Source organism: Mesorhizobium sp. M1142, assembly GCF_040318565.1.
Lineage (GTDB): Bacteria > Pseudomonadota > Alphaproteobacteria > Rhizobiales > Rhizobiaceae > Mesorhizobium.
The window spans coordinates 16,469-30,447 of record NZ_JAMYMK010000011.1 but is presented as its reverse complement, the minus strand read 5'-3'; the positions used below and the strand labels follow the sequence as shown (position 1 = coordinate 30,447).

Sequence of the window (13,979 nt, the reverse complement as noted above, 5' to 3'; positions counted from 1 at the left end):
AACCATGACGCCGGACCTTCTCTCCAGCCTGTCGCTCTCGACGCCAGAGCTGATCCTCGCCATCGGCGCCTTGGCGCTGTTGATGCTCGGCGCCTATTCGCGCGCCAACACCGCCGTCACGGTGAGCGGCCTTGCTGTTGCCGTGCTGGTGATCGCCGGCGCCTGGCTGATCTTTTCCCCGGGGCAGGGCAACGCCTATGGCGAAGCCTTCATCCAGGACCCATTCGCCCGCTTCATGAAGATGTTGGCGCTGGTCGGCTCGGCGGTGACGCTGGTCATGTCGGTTCGCTTTGCCCAGGCGGAGCGTTTCGACAAGTTCGAATATCCGGTGCTGATCCTGCTCTGCACGCTCGGCATGATGCTGATGATCTCGGCCAACGGCATGATCGGGCTCTATCTCGGCCTCGAGCTGCAGTCGCTGGCGATCTACGTGCTGGCGGCGATCAACCGCGATAATCTGCGCTCGACCGAGGCCGGGCTGAAGTACTTCGTCCTTGGCGCGCTGTCGTCGGGCATGCTGCTTTACGGCATCTCGCTGGTCTACGGCTACACGGGCAACACCGGCTTCCAGGAGATCGCCGCGGCGCTCAGCGGCGGCGAGCGCCAGCTCGGCCTCGTCTTCGGCCTGGTCTTTGTGCTGGCCGGCCTTGCCTTCAAGATCTCGGCGGTGCCGTTCCATATGTGGACGCCCGACGTCTATGAGGGCGCGCCGACGCCGGTGACGGCCTTTCTGGCGGCGGCACCCAAAATGGCGGCGATGGCGCTGATGGTGCGCGTCACCATGGGCGCCTTCAAGCCGATCGCCGCCGACTGGCAGCAGATCATCGTCTTCATCTCGATCGCCTCGATGGCGCTCGGCGCATTCGCGGCCATCGGCCAGACCAACATCAAGCGGCTGATGGCCTATTCCTCCATCGGTCATATGGGTTATGCTCTGGTCGGCCTTGCCGCCAACAGCCAGGACGGCGTGCGCGGCGTCGCCATCTACATGCTGATCTATCTGGTGATGACGCTCGGCACCTTCGCCTTCATCCTGGCCATGCGGCGCAAGGAGGGCAATGTCGAGCAGATCAGCGATCTCGCCGGCCTGTCGGCGACCAACCCGATCATGGCGACGATCCTCACCATCATGATGTTCTCGCTGGCCGGTATCCCGCCGCTCGCCGGCTTCTGGGGGAAATGGTACGTGTTCCTCGCCGCCATCAATGCCAACCTCTACGCGCTCGCGATCATCGGCGTGCTGGCCTCTGTGGTGGGCGCCTATTATTATCTGCGCATCATCAAGATCATGTGGTTCGACGAACCGGTCGGCGGCTTCGTGCCGATGGCGACCGAACTGCGCGTCGTGCTCGGCGCCTGCGGCGCTTTCGTGCTGTTCTACGTGCTGATCGGCGGCCCGATCGGAACCTACGCAGCCGCCGCGGCCAAGACCTTCTTCTAACGGAATGACGTTCAGGCTGGCTCCAACCGCGGCTTCGGAAGGGTTCCGGCTCGAGGCGCACGATACGGTCGGCTCCACCAATGCGTTGGCGCTGGAGCACGCGCGGGCCGGCGATCCGGGCAAACTCTGGGTCGTCTCAAAAAAGCAGGAAGCGGGACGTGGCCGCCGCGGCCGCGCCTGGGCGACGCCCGAAGGCAACCTGGCGGCGACGCTGCTGGTGATCACCAACACCGAGCTTCGACTTGCCGCGACGCTCGGCTTCGTTGCCGGACTGGCGCTGGCCGACGCGCTCGACGCCGTCGTGCCGAAAGGCAGGATTGCGATCGGCCTCGATGGTGCGAGCCAGGGCAAGAACCGCTTCGAGTTGAAATGGCCGAACGACGTGCTTGCCTCGGGCGCTAAGCTCGCCGGCATCCTGCTGGAATCGGCGATGCTGGATGGCGACCGTTCGGCGGTGGCTGTTGGCATCGGCGTCAATGTGGTGGCTTATCCTAATGATTTGCCCTATCCAGCGACGTCGCTCAACGCGCTGGGGTCTGCTTGCGATGCCGAGACGCTGTTTCTGGCGCTGTCGGATGCATGGAGCGAGAATGCCCGGCTGTGGAACGAAGGGCGTGGGCTTGCCGCCGTCAGGCGGCGCTGGCTGGCGCGTGCGGCGGGGCTTGGCGGGCAGGTTGCTGTCAGAATTGACGGTAATGTGGTGCGCGGCACCTTCGAGACCATTGACGAAGACTGCCGTTTCGTGATCCGCGACGATGAAGGCTCGGTTCTGACGATCGCCGCCGGCGACGTGCATTTCGGCGCGGTCGCATCGGCCGTCGGTTGACTGGCCAATACGTTTGACTGGCCAGGTATTTGACCAGCTTGAATTTGACCGGCTGACAATTTTGATTGGCCGACAATTTTGACCGGCCCACAATTTGACCGGCCCACAATTTGACCGGCAAGGAAGGAAAGACCATGGCGACAGCGGAAAATGCCGAACTTGTCTTCGTGCCGCTCGGCGGTGTCGGCGAGATCGGCATGAACTTCGCCCTCTACGGCTATGGGCCGGCCAATGCGCGCGAATGGATCGTCGTCGACGTCGGCGTTACTTTTCCCGATGCAACCCTGCCCGGCGTCGACCTGGTACTGCCCGACACCCGCTTCATCGAGGAGAATGTCGCCAATCTGCGCGGCATCGTCATTACCCATGCACATGAGGACCACTACGGCGCGCTGCACGACATCTGGCCGAAGCTCAAGGCGCCGGTCTGGATGACGCCGTTCGGCGCCGGCCTGCTGGAAGCCAAGCGGCAGGGCGAGCAAGGGGCGCCGAAGATCCCGGTGACGATCTACCGGGCTGGCGAGAAATTCACCGTCGGTCCGTTCGAGATCGAGGCCATCCCCGTCGCGCACTCCATTCCCGAACCGATGTCGCTGGCGATCACCACGCCGGCCGGCGTCGTCATCCATACCGGCGACTGGAAGATCGATCCGGCGCCGACGGTGGGGCCGATGACCGACGAGGCACGCTTCCGTGCCTATGGCGACAAGGGCGTGCTGGCGTTGATCTGCGATTCCACCAACGCGCTGCGGGAAGGGGAATCACCGTCGGAAGTGGCGGTGGGCGAGGGCCTCAAAGGTGTCATCCAGAATGCCAAGGGCCGTGTCGCCGTCAGCAGCTTCTCCTCCAATGTCGGCCGCATCGTCTCGATCGCCAAGGCAGCGCGGGATGCCGGCCGCCAATGCCTGGTGCTTGGCCGCTCGATGAAGCGCGTCATCGATGTGGCTGATGAACTCGGTTATATGGACGGGTTGCCGGAATTCATCGCCGAGGAGGATTACGGCTTCATCCCGCGCGAAAACCTCGTCATCATCTGCACCGGAAGCCAAGGCGAGCCGCTTGCCGCACTTGCCAAGCTGTCGCGCGACGAGATGAAGTCGGTGGCGCTGACGGCCGGCGACACGGTGGTGTTTTCCTCGCGCACCATTCCCGGCAACGAGAAGGCGATCCTCGAAATCAAGAACCGCCTGATCGATCTCGGCATCAAGATCATCGAGGACGGCGATGCGCTGGTGCATGTCTCCGGCCATCCACGCCGCAGCGAATTGCGCAAGATGTATGAATGGGTGCGGCCGCAGATCGGCGTTCCCGTTCATGGCGAGGCGGCGCATCTGGTGGCGCAGGGCTCGCTGATGTCGACGTCCGGCATCGGCCAGGTGGCGCAGGTGCGCGACGGCGACATGCTCAGGCTGTATCCGGGTGCTGCCGCCATCATCGACCAGGTTCCGTTCGGCCGCATCTACAAGGACGGAAGGCTGATCGGCAGCGATCAGGCGATGGGCATTCGCGACCGCCGCAAGCTGTCCTTTGCCGGCCATGTCGCCGTCAACGTCGTGCTCGACGACAAATACGAGCTTGCCGGCGATCCCGATCTCGTCGCCATCGGCGTCGCCGAGGCCGACCGCAGCGGCGAGAGCCTGGAAGACCTGATGATCGATGCGGCAATCGGCGCCGTGGACTCCATCCCCCGCCAGCGCCGAAAAGACCTCGACCTGGTCCAGGAGGCGGTGCGGCGCGCGGTGCGCGGCGCGGCCAACGAAGCCTGGGGCAAGAAGCCGCTGGTGACAGTGTTCGTCACGCGGTGACGAACAAGGGAATAGGGCAGTAAGGCAGTAAGGGAGTAGGGAAGCAGGAAGTAGGAGCGCAAACAGTCTGCACTTCTAGATCCTTTTTTCCCTACTCCCCTACTGCCTTACTCCCCTACTCCCTTAACCCGGGAGTACCCTATGCTCGGACGTCTCAACCATGTCGCGCTTGCGGTGCCGGATCTGGCCGCGGCTGCGGCGGTCTATCGCGATACGCTTGGCGCCCGCGTAACCGCGCCGCAGGCGCTGCCGGAGCATGGCGTTACGGTGGTGTTCGTCGACGTCGGCAACACCAGGATCGAGTTGCTCGAGCCGCTCGGCGAAGCCTCGCCGATCGCCGCATTCCTCGAGAAGAATCCGTCCGGCGGCATGCACCATCTCTGCTACGAGGTGGACGACATTGTTGCGGCGCGCGACCGTCTCAAGGCCAGCGGCGCGCGCGTGCTGGGCGACGGCAAGCCGAAGACCGGCGCGCATGGCAAACCGGTATTGTTTCTGCACCCCAAGGATTTCTTCGGCACGCTGGTCGAACTGGAGCAAGCATGAGTTGGGTTTCGTTTGTTGCCCTGTTCTTCGCCACATGGTGGGTGGTGTTGTTCGCCGTCCTGCCGTTCAGCATGCGGACACAGGACGAGGACCGGGACGTGACGCTTGGCACGGTTCCGAGCGCACCGCGCGGACCGCATATGCTGCGCGCGGCGCTGCGCACGACAATCGCCACGCTGGTCCTCATGGCTATCTTCTACGGCATCACGAGAGGGCTTGGCCTCGGCATCGATGACATCCCGCATATCGTGCCGGATTTCAACCAGAGCCCAGCGCATTAGCCGGCTACCTACCGTGTCCGGCTATCCCAGCCTAGCCGACGCCCTGAAATCAAGCTGAGCCAGCACGGTCAATCCAAGTAAAGCCCCGGGGCGGGCTTGGGCTGACGCAACGTCATGTAGTTTGGTAATCTGTCGTGCTAACCAAATGATTGCACAAAAAAAATGCAAGGCGCGAGGCCTTGCAATTTAAACGCGTCCGATCTGTTTCCGGTGTCCGGCGGCAGCGAGTTACCGCGCCTAGATCGCATCCTCCCAAGACTTTGACCGCGTAGGAGGGCAGATTTTTCTCTACCCTCTCGGTTATGTGGGCACACTAGCCTAAGGCGGGTGAAAATGTCACGAAGAATTTTGCCCGGAAACAGGCAATCTCGTGCTGCAGTGCACAATAGTACGGCAGGCGTTGCTTGCGAAACGCCCAGCAAGCCGCGTGCGGCAATTGCGGCGCCTGTGCAGCGCCTGGGCCGGGTTTCCATTCCGCCATGAAATGGCTATGAAGCCGGGGCAAGCAAGCCTGTGCCGCGCCGATTCCGGCGCCGCCATCCTCTCTCACGGACCAGTTCATGCGTTTGTCGCGCTATTTCCTGCCCATCCTCAAAGAAAACCCGCGCGAGGCCGAGATCGTCTCGCATCGGCTGATGCTGCGTGCCGGCATGATCCGCCAGCAGGGGCAGGGCAGCTTTTCCTGGCTGCCGCTCGGCAAGCGGGTGCTGGACAAGGTCTGCCGGATTATCCGCGAGGAGCAGAATCGCGCCGGCGCGCTCGAAATCCTGATGCCGACCATCCAATCGGCCGAGCTGTGGCGCGAAAGTGGCCGCTATGAAGATTACGGCAAGGAGATGCTGCGCATCAAGGACCGGCAAGACCGCGATATGCTCTACGGGCCGACCAACGAGGAGATGGTCACCGAGATCTTCCGCTCCTACGTCAAGTCCTACAAGGACCTGCCGCTCAACCTCTATCACATCCAGTGGAAGTTTCGCGACGAGGTGCGCCCGCGCTTCGGCGTCATGCGTTCGCGCGAGTTCCTGATGAAGGACGCCTATTCCTTCGACCTCGATTATGAAGGCGCCAAGGCCGCCTATAACCGCATGTTCGTGTCCTATCTCAGGACGTTTACGCGCATGGGGCTGCAGGCTATCCCGATGCGCGCCGACACCGGGCCGATCGGCGGCGACCTCAGCCATGAGTTCATCATCCTGGCCGACACCGGCGAGAGCCAGGTGTTTTGCCACCGCGATTATCTCTCGCTGGCAGTGCCTGGCGCAGACACGGATTTTTCGAACGACGCCGAGATCGGCGCCATCGTCAAGACATGGACGACGCCCTATGCCGCCACCGACGAGATGCATGACGAGGCGGCATGGGAGAAGGTGCCCGCGAGCGACCGGGTCTCGGCGCGCGGCATCGAGGTTGGTCATATCTTCCATTTCGGCGACAAATATTCCAAGCCGATGGGCGCCAAGGTGACAGGCCCGGACGGCAAGGATCATTTCGTTTCTGGCGGTTCCTACGGCATCGGCCCGTCCAGGCTGGTCGCCGCGATCATCGAAGCCAGTCATGACGATAACGGCATCATCTGGCCGGAGGCGGTGACGCCGTTCGATGTCGGCTTGATCAACATGAAGGCCGGCGATGCCGAATGCGATCGCGTCTGCGGCGAGCTGCACGCCGCTTTTGCCGCCGCCGGCAAGGAGGTGCTCTACGACGACACCGACCAGCGGCCGGGCGGCAAGTTCGCCACCGCCGATCTGATCGGGCTGCCGTGGCAGGTGATCGTCGGGCCGCGCGGCATCGCCGCCGGCGAGGTCGAAATCAAGAACCGCAGGACCGGCGAGCGCGAGACGCTGCCGATCGCGGACGTGAAGCAGCGTTTCGGTGCCGCCGCATGAACAAAGCGGCGGCAGCAAGACCATCGGGCGCCGGGCCTTTTTCCGGCTTCGAGCGCATGGTGGCGTGGCGCTATCTGCGCTCGCGTCGCAAGGAGACGGTGATCTCGGTCATCGCTTCGATCTCCTTCCTCGGCATCATGCTGGGCGTCGCCACGCTGATCGTCGTCATGGCGGTGATGAACGGCTTTCGCGCCGAACTGCTGACGCGCATCCTAGGCGTCAACGGGCACCTGATCGTGCAGCCGCTCGATATGCCGCTGGAGGACTATGCCCAGGTCGCCGGCCGCATCAACGGCGTGCCCGGCGTCAAATACGCCATCCCGCTGATCGACGGGCAGGTGCTGGCGCAAGGCAATGTCGGCGGCGGCACCGGCGCGCTGGTGCGCGGCATACGCGGCGAGGATCTCGGCAAGATCACCATCGTCGCCAACAATATCAAGGAGGGCTCGATCGTCGGCTTCGACACCGGCGAAGGCGTCGCCATCGGCAGCCGCATGGCCGAGAATCTCGGGCTAGTGCTTGGCGATACGATCACGCTGATTTCGCCCGAGGGCGACATCACGCCGCTTGGCACGACGCCGCGCATGAAAGGCTATCCGGTCACCGCGATCTTCGAGGTCGGCATGTCGGAATATGACAGCTCGATCGTCTACATGCCGTTCTCGGAAGCGCAGCTTTACTTCAACATGGACGGCCGGGCGCAGACGATCGAGATCTACGCCGACAATCCCGACAATATCGACGCGCTGAAGCCGAAGGTCGAAGATGCGGCGCAGCGGCCGATCAGCCTTGTCGATTGGCGGCAACGCAACAAGACGTTCTTCGACGCGCTGCAGGTCGAGCGCAACGTCATGTTCATGATCCTGACCCTGATCGTGCTGGTGGCGGCGCTCAACATCATTTCGGGCCTGATCATGCTGGTGAAGGACAAGGGCCACGACATCGCCATCCTGCGCACCATGGGCGCGACGCGCAGCGCGATCCTGCGCATCTTCCTGATGACCGGGGCTGCGATCGGCGTTGTCGGCACCATCGCCGGCGTGCTGCTCGGCATCGTGATCTGCCTCAACGTCGAGCGCATTCGCCAGTTCTTCTCCTGGCTGGCCAACGAGCGGCTGTTCAATCCCGAGCTTTATTTCCTGAGCCAATTGCCGGCCCGCATGGATGCCGGCGAGACGATCTCCGTCGTTCTCATGGCGCTGGCGCTGTCGTTCCTGGCCACGCTGTTTCCGGCGTGGCGCGCGGCCAGGCTCGATCCGGTCGAAGCGCTGAGGTACGAGTGATGGCCGAAGCCATTATCGAGCTGAAGAGCGTCGAACGGCACTATGTGCAGGGACCGCGCAAGCTGACCATCCTGAACGGCGCCGATTTTTCGCTGAAGCGTGGCGAGATGGTGGCGCTTGTGGCGCCGTCGGGCACCGGCAAGTCGACGCTGCTACACACCGCCGGGCTGCTGGAGCGACCGGACGCCGGCGACGTGATCCTGGCGGGGCGCGCCTGCGGCCGGCTTTCCGACGACGAGCGCACGGCGATCCGCCGCAACGACGTCGGCTTCGTCTATCAGTTCCATCATTTGCTGCCTGAATTCTCGGCGCTGGAAAACATCATGATGCCGCAGCTGATAAAAGGACTGCCGCGCAAGGAGGCGGCCGAGCGGGCGGCGCAATTGCTCGACTATATGCAGATCGGCAAGCGGGCACAGCATCGCCCCTCCGAGCTCTCCGGCGGCGAGCAGCAGCGGGTCGCCATTGCGCGTGCCGTCGCCAATGCGCCGCTGGTGCTTTTGGCCGACGAGCCGACCGGCAATCTCGACCCGGTGACTGCTTCCTATGTGTTCGAGGCGCTGGCAGCGCTGGTCCGGCAATCGGGCCTGGCGGCGCTGATCGCCACTCATAATCATGAGCTCGCCTCGCGCATGGACCGCCGCGTGACGCTGGCCGACGGCAAGGTCGTGCCGCTTTAGGGGTGCGCTGCTATTGAGGCGATGCCGGCCTGCGAGCTGCCGTGCGCCGTCCCGCCACTTGCGCGCGCCTGTCGGCCCCGAAACGCCCGCATCTCCCTTTTCAACCCTTTCTTAACCCTGTCGAAATGACCGAGCGCAATTCCGGTGACACCCGGGCTGCGATCGTTGACATTCGAACAAAATTAGAACAAAATACGAACATACTAACAACAGGAGAGAGTTATGACCGATCTTGTTCAGGATGTCGTTTCGCTGGTGTGCATGAGCACGTTCCTCATTTCCATGGCAATCTGGATCGGCGCGATGTGAGGATTGAGCTCAAGGGCGGGCTCGATGCTGATGAGCGAGGGCCGCCTTCGCATATTGGCGCAGGCATTGGGCGAGTGTTTCAGCCGGCCTTGCGGGACACTTCGACAGGCGACACCGCGGCGGGCCCGAACACGTCCTCGAAAGCGGATTTCAGCGCCAGGTCGAGGTCGGCCATGGTTACGGGAAGGCCGAGGTCGACAAGGCTGGTGACGCCGTGATCCTGGACGCCGCACGGCACGATGCCGCTGAAATGGCTAAGGTCCGGCTCGACATTGATGGCGATGCCGTGAAAGCTCACCCAGCGCCTCAGCCTTATGCCGATGGCGGCGATCTTGTCCTCGGCCGCCGAGCCGTCGGGCAAAGCGGGGCGGTCCGGCCGAACCACCCAGACGCCGACGCGGTCCTCGCGGCGTTCGCCGCGTACGTTGAAGGCGGCCAGTGAGCCGATGATCCATTGTTCGAGAGCGGCGACGAAGGCGCGGACATCCTCGCGCCGCCGCTTCAGGTCGAGCATGACGTAGGCGACCCGCTGGCCTGGCCCATGATAGGTGTATTCGCCGCCACGCCCGGCGGCAAAGACCGGGAAGCGGTCCGGCTCGATCAGGTCCTCGACGCGGGCGCTGGTGCCGGCGGTGTAGAGCGGCGGGTGCTCGACCAGCCAGACCATCTCGCCGGCGGCGCCGCTGCGGATTGCCTCGGCTCGCGCCTCCATCAGGGCGAGCGCATCGGGATAGGCGGTGAGCCCAGGCTCGATGCGCCATTCGACCGGCGCCGAGCCGGGCAAGGGCAGGAACGACGTGGCGATCTGGCTGCGGTCCGTCATGATATCTCGTCTCGCCACTCATATGGCGGCAATCGGTACAAACGTCCAGTTCCGGCACGTTCGGCCCTTGAAGAGTTATGCCGATGTCCGGCCGATTATTGCTGGCCGCGCACTTGTTTCACCGGAAACGATTTGCTACACGCCGCGGGCCGGTTGGTTCCGGCTCCTACCACGTGCGGTCGTGGCGGAATTGGTAGACGCGCAGCGTTGAGGTCGCTGTGGGGCAACCCGTGGAAGTTCGAGTCTTCTCGACCGCACCAATCAGTCTTCTGGCTGTTCAGTCTTTGGCTGTGGAAGTTATTGCGATTTTTCAGGCTTGTCGCACAGCCGTGCAAATACGGCAAAAAGCCCACTGTCACCGTAATTTGTTAATTCGCGTCCTATGCCGTCTGTTCACTTTCCCGGACATCTGAGTTCACGGTTGGTGATGGGCATCGCAGCGAAAGCAAGCACCTTTGCGCTTGCCTTGAAGGCATCCTATTCTGGAGGGTAGCATCCGCTCGTGGGCATAGAATGTCGGTACTGCCTTTCTTAAGAATTTACGCGCCGCTCAACGCGGTGCTGGCTGCGACTGGGCTTGTGGCGGTGGCTGCGCTCACGACACCGGACATGTCCGGGCGAAGCAGACTGGCTTTGGCTGCCGTGCTCGCGGTCATTTGGGGCGTCTATCTCCTGGAATTGGCCGAGAAACTGCTCAAGCGCCGGGCGGGAGACGTTCGGGACAGGACGCCGGCAATCGCCATTGATATGCTCGCGGTTTTGGTTCCACTCGCCGCATTTCTGCTCGTCGGCACGCCCGATCGGAGCCTCTACTGTGCTGTCTGGCTGCTGAAACCGCTGCGCGATTCAACTTTCTTCCCGCTGCTGGGCAGAATCCTGACCAACGAAGCGCGCAACCTGATCGGCGTCGCCACGGTCTTCGGCATCGTTCTGTTCGGTGTTGCGCTCGCAGCCTATGTAATCGAGCGCGACGTCCAACCGCAAAAGTTCGGCAGCATCCCCCAGGCAATGTGGTGGGCGGTGGTCACGCTGTCCACCACCGGCTATGGCGACGCTATTCCGGAAAGCTTCGCCGGCCGCGTCCTTGCCGGGGCGGTCATGATGAGTGGCATCGGCATCTTCGCGCTCTGGGCTGGCATTCTTGCCACCGGCTTTTATCAAGAAGTCCGTCGCGAGGATTTCGTCCGCAATTGGCAATTGGTCGCCGCCGTGCCGTTGTTTCAGAAGCTCGGCCCGGCCACACTAGTCGAGATCGTGCGCGCATTACGACCTCGCAGCGTGCCGGCTGGCGCTGTGATCTGCCGCAAGGGCGAGACCGGTGATCAGATGTTCTTCGTCGTGGAGGGGCGCGTCAGCGTCGCGACGCCGAACCCGGTGGAGCTGGGCCCTGGCGCCTTCTTCGGCGAGATGGCGCTGATCACCGGCGAACCGCGCTCGGCGACCGTCAGCGCCACAACGGTGGTCTCACTCCTGTCGCTACACTCGGCGGATTTCCAGATGCTGTGCAGCAGCAGCCCGGAGATCGCAGAAATCATTCGCAAAACCGCGCTCGAGCGGCGCGGCGCGGCGCCTAAGGGTTGACCGCACTAGGTGTTTGTCAGGAGGAGGATGCGCTGCCAGGGCGGCCAATTGCCCGCCGACAGTGGCTGGCTGGAACTACATGCTCTGCCGCTGCCGAACCGCCCTCAATACAAATCGCCGCGGAATCGTAGAGAAATGCTTTAAAATCAACGCGGGAGGCGTTGCGGCGCTGCATCTCGACCGCACCATTAAATTCGAAAGCGGAATCTCTTCCTCGTTGAATTCTCGCACGGCGGGGAGCGTCCTTGTCGGGGCACGTGCTTTGTGCCTGATTGCGGTCGCGAGTTTGGCTTATGCGAACTGGCCATCGGCGGCCATGGCCATCCATCGACAAGCGCACATAGCTATTCGCGCACCAGGCGTCCGGTCGCCCACCAGATCACCGATACAACAACGATCGATGCGTAGCCGTCCACGGCATAGTGCCAGCCAGTGAACACCGATCCGTACAGGATCAGGGCTGCAAAGGTCCAACCCAGAACGCCAAGCCAGCGATTGATCGATGACAGCAAATAGGCGTTCAATACGGCAAAGGCGACATGCATGCTTGGCATGGCCGAGATGCCGCCGCCAAGACTTGGCCGGCCGCTCTGGTAAGCCATCAGGAGATATGCCGCGGGGTCCCGCACCATGTAACTATGGTCCAGCCTGTCCAGGGCCGCATTCAATCCGTGGAAGCGATCCACGCCGACAAAGTGGTGGTAGTAAACCGGTCCGACCGATGCCAGCGCCAGGGCCAAGACCGTTCCGAGGACGGACAACGTCAGCGCTGCTGCGCAGAGATAGCGGATGCGGGCAATCTCGTCCGACCAGAGCGACACGAAAAGGATGGTGCCGAACCACTGGTAAAACCAAATGACTTCATAGCTGTTGAAGACGACGGACGACCAATCGTTGCTGTCGAGCTTATGGACGATCTCCCATGGCGGCATCCCGTGCAGCCATTCGTCAGCGTCGGCCAACCAGTTGTCGGCATAGTATGGGACGACGGACGGGATGGCGATCTTGTAGGTAGAGAACGCGGTCAAGCTGGCAAAGAAGAACAGCAGCACCAGCAGACAACCACGCCAGCGCCCTTGAGCCAAATCCAGTGCGTAGCGAACCGGTTGCCGCCGGCCATGGATTAGCGCGGCACAGCAGACGCCACCGATAAACAACACCGGGATCCCAACAAGAAATTTGTGAGAATAGATTGAGGCAGACGTATAGAATACTTCTGGGTATAGTGCGGATGCGCCTAAAACATATGTCGCCATGAACAATGAGAGGCGCAATTGCCATATGGCGGAGGGCCTGTAGCGAGAGGCTTCCGTGGTTAGGGCCAAACCAATTTACCCGTTCTTAACGTTTCGCCGGAGAGACACATATACCGATAAGGTAAAAACCTTGCCGCCAGGTTTACTTTTCCCCGGTGGTCGACATTTGCCGCCGGCTCGCATGCGACGGATTGTTTCCCTGTAATCTTGCATCCGCATTTGCTGTCCAAGCCCCTGCGTGAAGGGATTGCCCCGGGGGCTGGAAACCGAACTGGTCGGTGCTTAACGCGGCCTGCCGCCTCCTGTTGACGTATCATAAGTTTTAGCTTATCATAAGTCATGATTTATGATTACGCAGGCATGGTGGCCTTGGCCGATCCGACACGCCGCAAGGTGTTCGAGCTCATCGCCGATCGGCCACGCTCGGTCATCGATCTGACGCGAGTGCTTCCGGTCTCGCAGCCGGCCGTATCGCAGCACCTCAAGGTTTTGAAGGAAGCCCGGCTGGTCCGCGCAGAGCCGAAAGGTGCCAGCAACATCTATCATCTCGACCCGCATGGACTTGGCGAGATGCGCGCCTGGCTCGACCGCATGTGGGGCGATGCGCTCGACGCCTTCAAACGGGAAGTCGACAACAGCAAGGAGAAGAGGAAATGACGACCATGATCAAGCCCGCGCCGGTCAGGAAGTCGGTGACCGTGGAGGTGCCGCTCGACAAGGCATTCGATGTGTTCACCACAGGATTCGGGCGCTGGTGGCCGGCTTCGCACTCGATCGGCAAATCCGCCCTGACGACCGCGGTGATCGAACCGAAAGCCGGCGGCCGCTGGTACGAGATTGGCGAGGATGGGTCACAATGCGATTGGGGCGAGGTTCTCGCCTGGGATCCGCCGTCCAGGCTGACGCTCGCCTGGCGCATTGGAGCCGGCTGGCGCTACGATCCGGCACTGCTGACCGAAGTCGAGATCCGCTTTGTCGCGCTCGGTGAGAACGCGACGCGTGTGGAACTCGAGCACAGGCTTCTGGAGAACATGGGCGAAACCGCAGAGGCGATGCGCGAGGCCTTCGAATCCGAGGGTGGCTGGAGCGGTCTCCTGGACCGCTATGCGGCCGAGGCGAAGCGCCACGCCGCCTGATCGGGAAGCCTTCCAGTCCAATACCAGCGAGGCCCTCGCACTGCCGGCCTCGCCGTTTTGAATCAGTGTCGATCTCCCCATCTGGTTGACCGGGCGGGGAGATACGCTGCCCTTTACCTGGCG

13 protein-coding genes and 1 tRNA gene are annotated in these 13,979 nt (G+C 62.6%); 12 read left to right on the top strand and 2 right to left on the bottom strand.

Annotation, left to right across the window (positions count from 1 at the left end):
- The first annotated feature begins 4 nt into the window (after positions 1 to 4).
- The 8 genes from nuoN to NKH42_RS18865 all read left to right on the top strand — a co-directional run bounded on the left by nuoN (position 5) and on the right by NKH42_RS18865 (position 8,751).
- Positions 5 to 1,441 carry an NADH-quinone oxidoreductase subunit NuoN gene (nuoN, locus tag NKH42_RS18900; protein WP_352477554.1) on the top strand — a complete coding sequence of 479 codons (1,437 nt, stop codon included), beginning with the start codon at positions 5 to 7 and terminating at the stop codon, positions 1,439 to 1,441.
- Between the two features lie 4 nt (positions 1,442 to 1,445).
- Complete coding sequence (locus tag NKH42_RS18895) at positions 1,446 to 2,267, top strand: biotin--[acetyl-CoA-carboxylase] ligase (protein WP_352477556.1); 822 nt, start codon at positions 1,446 to 1,448, stop codon at positions 2,265 to 2,267.
- A gap of 134 nt (positions 2,268 to 2,401) precedes the next feature.
- Entirely contained in the window at positions 2,402 to 4,072 is a 1,671-nt protein-coding gene (locus NKH42_RS18890) for a ribonuclease J (protein ID WP_352505705.1), read from the top strand.
- Positions 4,073 to 4,213: 141 nt separating this feature from the next.
- Positions 4,214 to 4,618: a methylmalonyl-CoA epimerase gene (gene mce, locus NKH42_RS18885; protein ID WP_352477558.1), complete on the top strand. Its 405-nt coding sequence runs from the start codon at positions 4,214 to 4,216 to the stop codon at positions 4,616 to 4,618.
- Entirely contained in the window at positions 4,615 to 4,899 is a 285-nt protein-coding gene (locus tag NKH42_RS18880; RefSeq protein ID WP_352688109.1) for a DUF1467 family protein, read from the top strand. The genes mce and NKH42_RS18880 overlap by 4 nt, the downstream gene beginning before the upstream one ends.
- A gap of 560 nt (positions 4,900 to 5,459) precedes the next feature.
- Positions 5,460 to 6,788 (top strand): proline--tRNA ligase, encoded by a 1,329-nt coding sequence (proS, locus tag NKH42_RS18875; RefSeq protein ID WP_352703654.1) that lies wholly within the window; start codon positions 5,460 to 5,462, stop codon positions 6,786 to 6,788.
- Positions 6,785 to 8,071, top strand: a complete 1,287-nt coding sequence (locus NKH42_RS18870) for a lipoprotein-releasing ABC transporter permease subunit (RefSeq protein WP_352505708.1) — start codon at positions 6,785 to 6,787, stop codon at positions 8,069 to 8,071. Before proS ends, NKH42_RS18870 begins: the two co-directional genes overlap by 4 nt.
- On the top strand, positions 8,068 to 8,751 hold the full coding sequence (locus NKH42_RS18865) for an ABC transporter ATP-binding protein (protein ID WP_254818120.1): 684 nt from the start codon (positions 8,068 to 8,070) through the stop codon (positions 8,749 to 8,751). Before NKH42_RS18870 ends, NKH42_RS18865 begins: the two co-directional genes overlap by 4 nt.
- Positions 8,752 to 9,139: 388 nt before the next feature.
- Here the strand turns inward: NKH42_RS18865 and lipB are convergent, their stop codons facing one another.
- Positions 9,140 to 9,883: a lipoyl(octanoyl) transferase LipB gene (gene lipB, locus NKH42_RS18860; RefSeq protein WP_352505709.1), complete on the bottom strand. Its 744-nt coding sequence runs from the start codon at positions 9,881 to 9,883 to the stop codon at positions 9,140 to 9,142.
- Positions 9,884 to 10,058: 175 nt separating this feature from the next.
- On the opposite strand from lipB, the gene NKH42_RS18855 reads away from it, so the two are divergent.
- Positions 10,059 to 10,143 (top strand) — tRNA-Leu (locus NKH42_RS18855).
- Positions 10,144 to 10,396: 253 nt separating this feature from the next.
- A complete protein-coding gene (locus NKH42_RS18850; protein WP_352505710.1) occupies positions 10,397 to 11,464 on the top strand; it encodes a cyclic nucleotide-gated potassium channel in 1,068 nt (355 codons plus the stop codon).
- A 344-nt stretch (positions 11,465 to 11,808) separates the two neighbouring features.
- Here NKH42_RS18850 and NKH42_RS18845 read toward each other — a convergent pair whose 3' ends face one another.
- Positions 11,809 to 12,624 carry a phosphatase PAP2 family protein gene (locus NKH42_RS18845; RefSeq protein WP_352703661.1) on the bottom strand — a complete coding sequence of 272 codons (816 nt, stop codon included), beginning with the start codon at positions 12,622 to 12,624 and terminating at the stop codon, positions 11,809 to 11,811.
- A 435-nt stretch (positions 12,625 to 13,059) separates the two neighbouring features.
- Here NKH42_RS18845 and NKH42_RS18840 point away from each other — a divergent pair, with 435 nt between their 5' ends.
- Positions 13,060 to 13,377, top strand: a complete 318-nt coding sequence (locus tag NKH42_RS18840) for an ArsR/SmtB family transcription factor (protein ID WP_023676569.1) — start codon at positions 13,060 to 13,062, stop codon at positions 13,375 to 13,377.
- Positions 13,374 to 13,856 (top strand): SRPBCC family protein, encoded by a 483-nt coding sequence (locus tag NKH42_RS18835; protein ID WP_254818127.1) that lies wholly within the window; start codon positions 13,374 to 13,376, stop codon positions 13,854 to 13,856. The genes NKH42_RS18840 and NKH42_RS18835 overlap by 4 nt, the downstream gene beginning before the upstream one ends.
- Positions 13,857 to 13,979 lie beyond the last annotated feature (123 nt).